This is a genomic window from Deinococcus sp. Leaf326 (genome assembly GCF_001424185.1).
Taxonomy (GTDB): Bacteria; Deinococcota; Deinococci; order Deinococcales; family Deinococcaceae; genus Deinococcus.
This window is the reverse complement of the sequence record NZ_LMOM01000042.1, coordinates 1-10,738: the sequence shown is the minus strand read 5'-3', so window position 1 is coordinate 10,738 and position 10,738 is coordinate 1. Positions and strand designations below refer to the sequence as shown.

Genomic DNA, 10,738 nt, shown 5'->3' with positions numbered 1-10,738 from the left:
CGGGCCGTGAAGGTCGACTGGCGGGAGAACTTCGGGCGGTCGCGGATCGTGGACTTCCAGGGGCCGGACGGGCAGGACGCCGCGTATGGAACGGCGGTGCTGGGTGGGGAGCGCTATGAGCTCGATGCCTTCGGCACGGCGCTTCTGCCGGTTGCCGTGACCGAGTTGGTCGGGGAACTCCAGCTGGCCGACGGAACGACCTGCGCAGTGCGTGTGGTGCAGGATGCCCAGACCGCCCGCTGCACCCGCTGATAACGGAGAAATAACGGAGCTCAACTTATTGTAATTTTCGGAGAGGACTGTCCAAGCGAATACATCAGTGTGTACCTCTTCTGAAAGGGTTTCCTCTGCTGCAGGCAAGCGAGAATAAAACTCGCGCCATTTTACAGTGGTTTTACTTGATCATTAGGAAAGATGTGATCAAACAATTCGGTTGCCAATACCGAATTGATATTTGTCGAATCAATTTTTACTATGACTTTTTACTATATCCCCCAACAGGTGTATTGAATTTTGTTAAAAATAAGGCTAAGATTTCTTTAGTCGTTAACCATTCAAATGCTTCGGATGCCCCGAAGACCGTCTGGAATATTCGAATCAAGTGATGGTCTTTACATAAGCTGTCACGACCGGTGAAAACCGTCGCTATAAGGTTACTCCTATAGACGACAAGGAGATTTATGAAGAAGATTCTTTCCCTGTCTGTCCTGACCCTCGGCCTTATCACCTCTGCGCAGGCCGGTACGGCCTCGACCAGTGTGCCGGTCAATGCAACGGTCAGCCCCAGTTGCGTTTTCGAAGGTCAAGCGGCAGCCTTGAAATTCAACTACACTGCTGCGGCCGGTATTGATAATCTTAGCCCTGGCGTTTCCCAGATCCTTCACTGTAATTTTGGAACGATTATCATCGGTGATGCGAAATTCACCTACGAAACCCCCAACCCTATGCGGGACACGGCTGTTCTGAATGTGGACTACGCTGTTGAGCCCCTTGATTTTGATCCTGGTGGACCCGGCAGCATGTACTACGGCTCCGATACCAGGATGTACTTCGTTAAGGCTACTGCGGCCACTGGTCAGTGGACCGTGCCAAGTGGGAATTACGAAGCCGTCGTCAAAATCAACGTCGACTTCTAAAGTCGGACGGATTCGGGGCGTAGATCAGTCTACGCCCCGAATCCGTCTTTTGCCGTATCGTTGGGAGTGCAATGAGTCCTTTGAGAACCACACTGCTGATTTGTCTGCTCCTGGGAACATGTGGAAGATCCGAAGCAGTCAAACTGCTTTTCAATCCCACGCTGCTCAAGGTCAGTACAAATCGAAGCTCCACGACTTCGACGCAGGTCACCAATCAGGATTCGGAACCTATGGACTTCACGGCCGAGGTCCTGAAATGGACCCAGAGAGACGGTCAGGACGTCCTGGAACCGAGTCGCGACGTCATCGTCAGTCCTCAAAAGTTCGTCGTTCTACCCGGCCGTTCTCAGACGGTCCGGGTGGCAGTACGCCTGCGCGGGGAAGACTTGGATTCCGCCTACCGGCTGGTTCTGACCGCTGTGCCGAAGGCCCCGAAGCCCGATCCTGCCAACGCCGCGGAACAGATCACGAATACGGTCCTCGCCAATTATGCCTTCCGTATTCCATTGTTCGTGACGAACGGTCGGACCCAGGCCAATCTGAGCTTCAACCTCAACCGGCAAAGCGCTGTCACGACACTGGGTATCGTCAATTCCGGGAACGGCGTAGCGATCCTGAGAAATATCGCTGTCAGCTCTGCCGCAGGCAAAAAAGTGCTGGGAAATACCTACGTGCTTCCTCAGTCGACGAGGGAAATTACTGTGGAAGGTGGTGTAGCGGGCACCCAGAAAGCCTTCGTCTCCTATGAAGAAGGTGGCGAGAGCCGGTCGAAAGAGATCAGTACAGCTTCTCCCTGAGGGTGGGCGCAAGGGTGAGTGCCACGCTAGCCCAGCATGCTGCGCAGGGGGCCTAACCGGCGCAGCCCAGCACGGCGATGTGTCGGTACTGCTAGAAATTGGTGTACCTGGAACGATGACCTATGTCGGCGGCCTGTTCCAGGGCTGGATGGAGACAGCGGAAATCCCGGTGCGGTGTTCTCGGTGACCAGACGGATGCGGCGGACGTGCATGTGAAAACAGCCTCGCTGTCCTGACCGAACTGATTGTGCGATTCCTGCAAGTGAACCAGCGGGATAAATTCTGACAGTCGCGAGTCGTGAATTTCCAAGGGTTAGACAGGCCATAGGCCACGTATGGAACGGCGGTACCGGGTGGGGAGCGGTATGAGCTCGACGCCTTCGGTACGGCGCTCTTGCCAAGCGTGGCCTCCGCTTTGCAGATGAGCTGAACCTTGCAGATGGACGCCAGTGTGAAATTATTTGTGAACTCAGCTGGAGAACGGTAGGATGTGCACAATGCTGTCCTCTCTTTTTTTTGTGCCGATGCAAGAGAAGAGAAGATGAGTCCCTCTCGCCGTCTCAGGAAGCATGATCTTCCTCCGTTACCCAAATTCTGGCCAGGCATGGATGCTTCACAAGTGGTGTTGCCTCGGCATTGGGTTCGTGCAGTGCGTCTTCACCGGAAGATGCGACAAACAGATGTAGTGCGAAAAACCGCTCAAGCGGGCATAGAGTGCACCTTGAGTGCTCCACAGCTCTCTAAGTTGGAAGTTGGGCGGCTGCTTTTGACAGACCTCCCGCCATGCCAGCTTGAAGCCCTTCGGGTCGCGCTAGAAGTGCAGCCAGAGATCTGGATGCAGGTGTTCAGAGAAGCAGCCGATTATCAGAACCTGAAGCGGTCAAGCGGTCAACGACCAGTGATCAGGATGCTTCCCTAACGCTGCACCTCATAACGAGATAGGGTCACCAGACCTAGAAGGCATGCCTCTGACAGTCGTGTACGCGATAGGCGCCGGACAACCAGAACCGCACTGACAATCTGGGTGTGACGAGGCCTCGACCGATCATGCGGCTGCTCTCTTACCTGCAGGCGACCCTACATCTCTGGAAGACGCAGCCCCGCCAGCGAACACAACGCCAGCAGGGGCTCTCTCGGCAAGGCCTGCGCGAACAGGGCCTGCACCAACTCTGGCCCAACCAACACCCAGGGGCGGTACACCCGCGGTTGCGTCAACGCGTCATAGATATCCGCCACGGCCACCACCGTACTCAACGGGTCCAACTTCCTCTGACGCCCGGGATAGCCCTGACCGTCCAGCCGCTCATGGTGTCGCAACACCGCCCTCACGACTTCCACCGGCACCCCCGGCCAACCTTCCTGCACCAGCTGCGCCCCGTAGGCCACGTGATGCTGCATCGCCTGTCGCTCCAGCGCGGTCAATGGCCCAGGCTTGTTCAACACACTCGGGCAGACGCCGACCTTCCCCACATCATGCAGATACCCAGCGATCAGGGCCAGCTCCACATCCAGATCCAGCAGGAAAGCGATTCGGGACGCCAGCAGCCCCACCCGTTCGGCGTGACCCCCACAGGTCCCTTCGACCAGGCGGGAGAGTGGAGTGGGAATGCCCAGCGTTGCCATCACACCATCATTCAAGCACTCCGGCCGCTCCCCCGTGCCGGGTGCGGCCTCTGAGGACACGTCTATGTCTATTCTCGCCATCTACAGCGTCCTCGGTCTCCTGATCACCATGGTCGGCATCCTCAACATGCCCCGTCACAAGTGGCCCACGAACTTCAAAGGCGTGCTCGCCCTGGTCCTCGGGTCCCTCTTCTGGCCGGTCGTTCTCCTCGCCCTCTGGTATGACAGGCAACGGGCCACGTGGAAGGAGGCGCCACCCGTCCCCAAAGCCTGGTTGAAAGTCAAGGAGCAGAGCGGGGCCTACACCCTCGGGCCGGTCACGCTCATCGTCCGGTACCGGCCCCGTCGCTGCCGCACGTCCGGCCGCTGGACCATCCTGGTGCGCCCCCGTCCCAGCCTCGACGCCCCGCTCCTGATCCGGCGTCAGGGGTTCAGCATCAATCTGCTGTTCCGCCAATACCATTTCCTGATGCTCGCGCCCGTGACCCAGGCCTCCCCCATCCCTGCCCCATCCCTGATCGTCACGCCCCGGCAGGAACAGGCTTTCACGCTGGTCGAGATCCTGATCGTCATCGCCATGCTCGGCATCCTGGCGGCCGTCCTTCTCCCCAATTTCCTTGGTGCCCGTGGGGCAGCACAGCACAAGCTGATCGACACCTATACCCAGACCTGCCAGATGACGGCCGAGAAGCGTCGGAACTACCTCACCAATACCCTGACCCTCCCGGCCCCCGGAGGCTTTGCCGCCACCTGCGCCACCCTCGGGGTCACCCCCCCGTCTTACATCACGAAAGCAGAGTTCTTAGACCAGGGGGACCGCTACGAGCTGGTGGTGCAGGGCCAGGTCAGAGGCGGCACGTATACCCAGAGTGCGACCCTTATCAAGCAGGTCACGAGATGACGGCCGCCCCATGTGCCCTTGACAATCCACGGGCGCGACAGGAGAGCACGGCCCTGTTCCGGGAGATGTTCGGCGTCTGCGAACGTCAGGGGGAGCTCCTCACCCTCAGTGTCGTGACAGCGCTGATGCTCGACCACCACCGGGGCGACCCACCCATCCATATTCGGGAGGACACCTATTACATAGGGGAGCGCCCACTCCTTCCGTACCTGCGGCAATTGCAAGACCTCCGCGAGTCCTATCACGCGCAGGTCGGTACTCAGCCCTACCAGGCCTACGGTGAGGTGCAAGAGCGGTTGCGCCAGCTCCTCAATCCCTCGCGCGTTGCGCAGAGCACAGAGGCATGACCATTGCTCAGTTGCCCCTTCTGCCTCTCTATATTCTCGGCGCTCTCCAGCAGGGTCCGCGCACCTCCCTCGAGCTCTACCGCGAGGTTCCCTTCCCGGTCGCCTTCCCGCAACTTCGGGCCATCCTCGATCACCTCCAACAGGCGTTTCTCGTCCGGACCATCGGGACACTTCGGCAGACCCAGTACGAACTCTGCCCCCAGACCATCCCGTGCGCTGATGGATACACCGAAGAGCAGTTCACCCTCGTCCTCGAGCTCCTCAACCTGTACCGCACCGAGCTTGAACTCAGCCGCGTCACCCGCCTGGAGCGCACTTGCGTGCACCAGATTCTGGCTGCAGCGCTCCAACAACACCTGGTCGAAATGACGTGCGTGGGCAACCTCCAGATCTACACGAAGCACGTGACAACCAGAACCGGCCACACCATATGAGGTGGAGGCACACCCATGAAGAAACTCATTCCCACGCTGGCCCTGTTGACCGCCCTGCTCTTGCCCACCGCATCCGCAGCCGACATGAACATCACCCTTGACGATGCGCAGGCCGAGAGCTACACCCTCGAACTCGGCCCGGGCGCCCTGGCTACCCTGACCTGGCCCGACCCGGTCAAGGACGTGACCGTCACCCGCAGCGGCATCATCGAAACCAAGATCGTCGATAACCGCGTGATCATCGCCGGCCTGAGCAGCAACGGGAACACCCCCATCCAGATCACCACCGAAAGCGGCGTCCGGACCTGGAGAGTACGCATGAGCAGCCAGCAGAACGGCAGCATCATCAACGTCCGGGTCCTGCCCCCCAAGGCCGAAGCCCCCACCACCGTCGTGATCGGCGACCCCGCCCCCGGAGCCGACGTGACGACCGCCAGCACCAGTGCTACGGGCGTGCAGCTGGGCCTGACGACCAACACCAAGCCGGCCGAGCCCATGCGCGCCGAAGACCTGCCGGAGATCAAGTTCAGCCTCGCCCGCGACGGGAACGTGGTGGTCCTCTCCTACACGCTCAAGGCCGGCAGTAACGGCGTTCTGGTGGACGAGCGGCAGCTCACTGCGTCCGCAGGTCAAGTCCGCCCCACCCTGAGCGTGCTGCGCCTCCAGCCGCACGAGGTCCGCTACGGCACCCTCAGCATCCAGGGCGCGGGTCAGGCTGGCAGCGCCCTCAAGGTCAGCTGGCCCTACCAGATCGGCACGGTCGCCCAGACCATGAGCCAGCAGCTCGTCACCCCCTAACCCATGCCGACGGGAGATACCCACACCGCGATCAACCTGGGCCTGGGTGGCGTCTACCTGGCCCTCGGGCAGCCCTGGACACCCCAGATCAACGCTTTGGTCGCTGGGTATCTCTTCGGCACCCTCCTCCTCACGCCCGACCTCGACCTCGGCCACCGTGCCCGCGTCCGAGCCCGGCGCAACTGGGGAGTCTTCGGCGCCCTCTGGCTTCCCCTCGGGATGCTCGTCAAACATCGGGGCGTCATCCACACCTGGGGGCGGGGGCCGGCACTGCTCCTCCTGTACTTTGTGGTCGTCTTCGGCGGCGTACTTGCCCTCGCGCTCTTCGCCCTCCATGCCGCTGGGGTGGCCTTCCCAACGACCTGGAAGGCCTTGCCTGGCCCACAGGCCTTCTGGTGGTTTGCTGTCCCCGGCTATCTGCTCGCCTACTGGATTCACTTGTGGCTGGACGACTATCGGCCCTGGCGATGGCGGGAGTGGTAACCAGAAGATGCCGCATAGTACAGAGGTCTACAGCCGTGCTACACCCCTAAATTACCCGAGGAACCATGAGCGACAATCAACTCAAAACCCTAGAAACCCGCCTCAAGCAAGGCCTCAGTCTCCAAGTCTGGCACTACGGCCGCCTCAGCCTCCCCAAAGGCATGCATGACGCTTCCGAAGCCGACCGCAGCCACGAACTGCTCCGCCGGGCCCGCAGCTTTATCGACGAACAGAAGATCGCAGGCATCCTCATCGACATGGGCTTCCCGCTCGCCGTCAAGTCCATCAAGACCCTCGACCCTGAGCGCGAGATCGTCCTGGGACTGACCTCCGAAGGAGAAGAAGTCCGGGCCAGCACGAATCCCCTGCAAGAAGCTGACCTCGCCTACATCTCCCCCAAGCTGCTCATTCCGGACCCAAAACCCACTCAGACGAAGGAACCGGTCTGGATGCCCCCGGCGCCCCAAGAGCCTGCGGTCGTCACTCCGGTCGCAGCCGAGCCCGCCGGCGCCGAGGCCACGCCCGTCCCTCCTGTGGTCGCTGTGAGTGACCCCATTGCGTATGTCCCCCCTGTGGATGTGGCCAAGCTCGCGAGTCAAGCCGCCCCTCTGCCTGCTGCAGCGCCCCTCCAGCCTGCTGCGGTCCCTGCCCCACCTGTTGCTGAAGCTCTGCCCGCTCCGATCCCCCCTGTCGCGGAGCCGGTCATTGCGCCCGAACCCATCGTCGTGACCCTGCCCGAAAGCAAGGACACCTATGCCGTGCACACCAGCCGGGACTCCCACCGGGACCAGCCCCGACGCATCAGCATCGCCGACGCCCTGATCCAGCTGGGCTATGGCCGGGTCGAGGCCCACGAAATCATGGATCCCAAGCTCGATCAAAAACTCCTCTCGACGGGTCGTATCACCACCGCGCAATCCCTCCAGGCGCAAGCCGTCGCCCGCGGAATGGAATACGTCGATATCAAGGTCCGGCCCCCTGCGGCCAGTGTCGCCAGCCTCCTCGACCAGCACACCTGCACCACCCAACGGGTCTTCCCCTACGACATCGACCGCAACGACGTCTTCGTCGTCGTGACCGACACCCCGAACCGGGAACTGCTTATCCGTACGGCTGTCGCCGAGCGCAGCGGCAAACCCAAGGTCGAAATCCGCGTCGTCGATACGCCGGTCCTCGACCAGTTGATCCGCGAGCAGTACACCTCCGGCACGGTCCTGCGTGAACTTCACGAAGACCTCGCCACCGACACCGCCATCCCCGAAGCGACCCTCGACGACGCCAACAACGCCGTCACCCGCTTCGTCCGCGAAACCATCCTGGAAGGCGTCAACAAAAACGCCTCGGATATCCACATCGAACCCATGATCAACGGCCTGCAGGTGCGTCTGCGCATCGACGGCAAACTCACGGCCAACTTTCAGTCCCCCATCGCGCGCAGCGGCATGGGCAACATCGTTCGTGTGGTCAAGCTCATGGCCGGCATGGACGTCGGGAACAACCGCGTCCCCCAGGACAGCCGCCTCGTCCTCCACGTCGCCGGCCGGACCATCAACCTCCGCGTCAGCTCCATGCCCCAGACGGACGGCAACGAGAAGCTCGTCCTCCGGATCCTCAAGGACGCCTCCGACATTCCCGAAGTCGAGAACCTGGGCCTAAATCCCTACACCCTGGACCGCTTCCTCCAGATCATCCGCAAACCCGAAGGCCTCGTGCTCGTCACCGGCCCGACCGGCTCCGGGAAGTCGTTCACGCTCCTCTCGACCCTGAAGCGCATCGCCAAACCTGACCGCAACACCCAGACGCTCGAAGACCCTATCGAGTACCGCCTGCCTGGGGTCAACCAGTCCCAGATCAACGAGGCCACCGGGTATACCTTCGAGGCCGGCCTGCGATCCGCGATGCGTCAAGATCCGGACATCCTCCTGCTCGGCGAGATCCGTGATGCAGTCACCGCCAGGATCAGCCTCTCCATGGCGAACACCGGCCATCAGGTCCTCAGTACGCTGCACACCATCACCGCAGCCAGCGCCGTGCAGCGCCTGCGCGACCTGGGTGTGCCCAACTACAACATCACCCCGTCGTTGCAAGGCGTCATGGCGCAGCGGCTCGTGCGTAAGATGTGCCAGCACTGCTCCACTGCCGCGCCCCTCCCCGAGCGAGTCGCCCGCATCCTGGCCGATTCCCCTGTTCGTGCCCCTAAGGACAGGTACCGCACCGTCAATTCCGAGGGCTGCCAGCACTGCATCAAGGGTCGCCAGGGTCGTCTTCCCATCCACGAACTGCTGGTGGTCACGGACACCCTGCGCGACCGCATCAACGAGGGCGCCCCGACCCGCGAGCTGGAGATGATCGCCCGCCAGGAAGGCATGCTCACGCTCGCCCAGGACGGCTATCTCAAGGTCGCTGAAGGTCTCATCGCCGTAGAGGATCTCGAAGAAGCCCTCAACGAAGTCGCAGAGGAGACGTCCAGCGATCCCGAAGCTGTGTAACCTACATTACCGACTTTCCTTCTCCCCTTCCTTCCCTTTAGAGGCTTTTCTATGACGCATAACCCCACGTCCCCCCAATTTGCCGATCAATTCGCCAACCCGGCCCTCTTCACCCCCACACTGGAAGACGTTTCCAATGTCCTCGAACTCGCGGTGAGTAACAAAGCCAGCGACATCATCTTCAAGCACGGGAACTACCCCAAAGTTAAAGTTAACGGCGCCTGGGAGAGTGTTGAGGGGTTACCGAAACTCAAGATCTCCGAGATGGACGAATTGGTCGAGCTCATCATGGGGAAAGAGCCCGCCAAGGAATTCCGCAAGAACCAGGAAGCTGATTTCCAGTTCAGCACGGAGAACCTGCGCTTCCGCGTAAACGCCGCCTTCCAGAGTGGCGGTCCCTTCCTGACCTTCCGCCCCATTCCGAAGAATCCGCCCCTCCTCGATGACCTCACTTTCATCAACGAGGAAAAGATCATCCCCCTCCTCAAACGGCTCGTCGAGTTACCCCGAGGCCTGGTCCTCGTGACGGGCCCCACCGGCATGGGCAAGAGCACCACCCTCGCCGCACTCGTGCGGCACATCAACGAGAACTTCGCCAAAAACATCATCACCATTGAGGACCCGGTCGAATTCCAGCACGAGGACCTCAAGAGCATCATCTCCCAGCGCGAAGTCCACAACGACACGGAGTCTTTCGCCCGGGCACTCCGGGGCGTCCTGCGGCAAACGCCCGACATCATCCTGGTCGGCGAGCTGCGCGACCCGGAAACCATCGAAGCCGCCCTCACCGCCGCCGAGACCGGTCACCTGGTCCTGGGCACCCTGCACACCAACAGTGCGCCCCAGGCCATCAGTCGCATTCTGGACGTGACCTCAGAGGGCAAAGTCAACCTGATCAAGACCCAGCTCGCCGCCTCGCTCCGCGCCGTCATCACCCAGCAGCTTGTGCCTAAGCAGGACGGCAGCGGCAAGCAGGTCATCCTGGAAGTCATGCTCAATGAAGGCCCCATCGAAACCCTCATCAAGGACGGGAGTGGGGACCTGAACAAGTATTACGACCAGATGACGACGAACGCGTCCGAGTCGGTGCTCATGGATGAGCAACTCGCCCGGGCAGCGCGAATGAAGATCATTTCCCCTGAAGCGGCAGCGAGCCGGGTCATTCAGCCGGACCGGTACACCACGCTCTACCAAAACATCCAGGTGGCTCAAACCCCTGGGCGTGCCCCCCGGAAGACAGCCGCGGAGGCGCCTGCAGCAGCCCCGGAAGCTTCTCCCCCAGCGTCCTCCGGTTGGGGCCGCAAGCCCTAACGACACCTCTGCACTTGATGACGGCCGGTTCCCTGAAGGATCGGCCGTTCTCATGTCCTGTGTGAGCCAGCTGACTGACGCGTAATGCTCGCCCTGGACGCTTCTTAGGTGACTTTCAAGTCATTGCTACGTCAGATCAATTGTGCCACCTTACTCACCGTGACGGTGCAGTTTGCTCTCTTCCTGCCCAGGTGCCGGTCGAGGATCTGCGTTTAGATCAGGCAGACGTTTGCGCCAATGCCTTGAGTCCTTCCTTCCCCTACTCTTTTCCTTTTCTCGCTGCTGAGACGAGGAATTTCCTATGAGGTCCTCAATGCGTCCTACTCAGAAGTTGCACCTCGCGTAGGACAATGAATAGCCGTGCTGGCCGAGAAATTCTGCGTTTTTCGTGAAGAAGTGCAGCAAGCGGTTGAGATACA

The 10,738-nt window shown here is 60.8% G+C and carries 10 protein-coding genes and 1 pseudogene; 10 read left to right on the top strand and 1 reads right to left on the bottom strand.

Annotated features, from left to right (window positions below; all coding sequences use genetic code 11):
- From ASF71_RS24540 to ASF71_RS13505, 3 genes and pseudogenes are all read left to right on the top strand, one after another.
- A pseudogene (locus ASF71_RS24540) lies at positions 1–252 on the top strand (hypothetical protein); the annotation flags it as partial.
- 428 nt (positions 253–680) lie between these two features.
- Complete coding sequence (locus ASF71_RS13510) at positions 681–1,136, top strand: hypothetical protein (RefSeq protein WP_056301108.1); 456 nt, start codon at positions 681–683, stop codon at positions 1,134–1,136.
- Between the two features lie 71 nt (positions 1,137–1,207).
- On the top strand, positions 1,208–1,933 hold the full coding sequence (locus tag ASF71_RS13505) for a molecular chaperone (RefSeq protein WP_082506032.1): 726 nt from the start codon (positions 1,208–1,210) through the stop codon (positions 1,931–1,933).
- Positions 1,934–3,010: 1,077 nt separating this feature from the next.
- Here the strand turns inward: ASF71_RS13505 and ASF71_RS13500 are convergent.
- The gene (locus ASF71_RS13500) at positions 3,011–3,556 is read right to left on the bottom strand and encodes an HD-GYP domain-containing protein (RefSeq protein WP_056301101.1); all 546 of its coding nucleotides are present in this window, start codon (positions 3,554–3,556) and stop codon (positions 3,011–3,013) included.
- A 64-nt stretch (positions 3,557–3,620) separates the two neighbouring features.
- On the opposite strand from ASF71_RS13500, the gene ASF71_RS13495 reads away from it, so the two are divergent.
- From ASF71_RS13495 to ASF71_RS13465, 7 genes are all read left to right on the top strand, one after another.
- Positions 3,621–4,457 (top strand): type II secretion system protein, encoded by an 837-nt coding sequence (locus ASF71_RS13495; protein ID WP_056301098.1) that lies wholly within the window; start codon positions 3,621–3,623, stop codon positions 4,455–4,457.
- A complete protein-coding gene (locus tag ASF71_RS13490; protein ID WP_082506031.1) occupies positions 4,454–4,804 on the top strand; it encodes a hypothetical protein in 351 nt (116 codons plus the stop codon). Before ASF71_RS13495 ends, ASF71_RS13490 begins: the two co-directional genes overlap by 4 nt.
- Positions 4,801–5,238, top strand: coding sequence for a hypothetical protein (locus ASF71_RS13485; protein WP_056301091.1), 438 nt, complete (start codon positions 4,801–4,803; stop codon positions 5,236–5,238). The genes ASF71_RS13490 and ASF71_RS13485 overlap by 4 nt, the downstream gene beginning before the upstream one ends.
- Before the next feature lie 15 nt (positions 5,239–5,253).
- The gene (locus ASF71_RS13480) at positions 5,254–6,036 is read left to right on the top strand and encodes a hypothetical protein (RefSeq protein ID WP_056301087.1); all 783 of its coding nucleotides are present in this window, start codon (positions 5,254–5,256) and stop codon (positions 6,034–6,036) included.
- A gap of 3 nt (positions 6,037–6,039) precedes the next feature.
- Positions 6,040–6,519 (top strand): DUF2227 family putative metal-binding protein, encoded by a 480-nt coding sequence (locus ASF71_RS13475; protein WP_056301085.1) that lies wholly within the window; start codon positions 6,040–6,042, stop codon positions 6,517–6,519.
- A gap of 65 nt (positions 6,520–6,584) precedes the next feature.
- A complete protein-coding gene (locus tag ASF71_RS13470) occupies positions 6,585–9,008 on the top strand; it encodes an ATPase, T2SS/T4P/T4SS family (RefSeq protein WP_056301082.1) in 2,424 nt (807 codons plus the stop codon).
- 51 nt (positions 9,009–9,059) lie between these two features.
- Positions 9,060–10,319: a type IV pilus twitching motility protein PilT gene (locus tag ASF71_RS13465; protein WP_056301079.1), complete on the top strand. Its 1,260-nt coding sequence runs from the start codon at positions 9,060–9,062 to the stop codon at positions 10,317–10,319.
- Positions 10,320–10,738 lie beyond the last annotated feature (419 nt).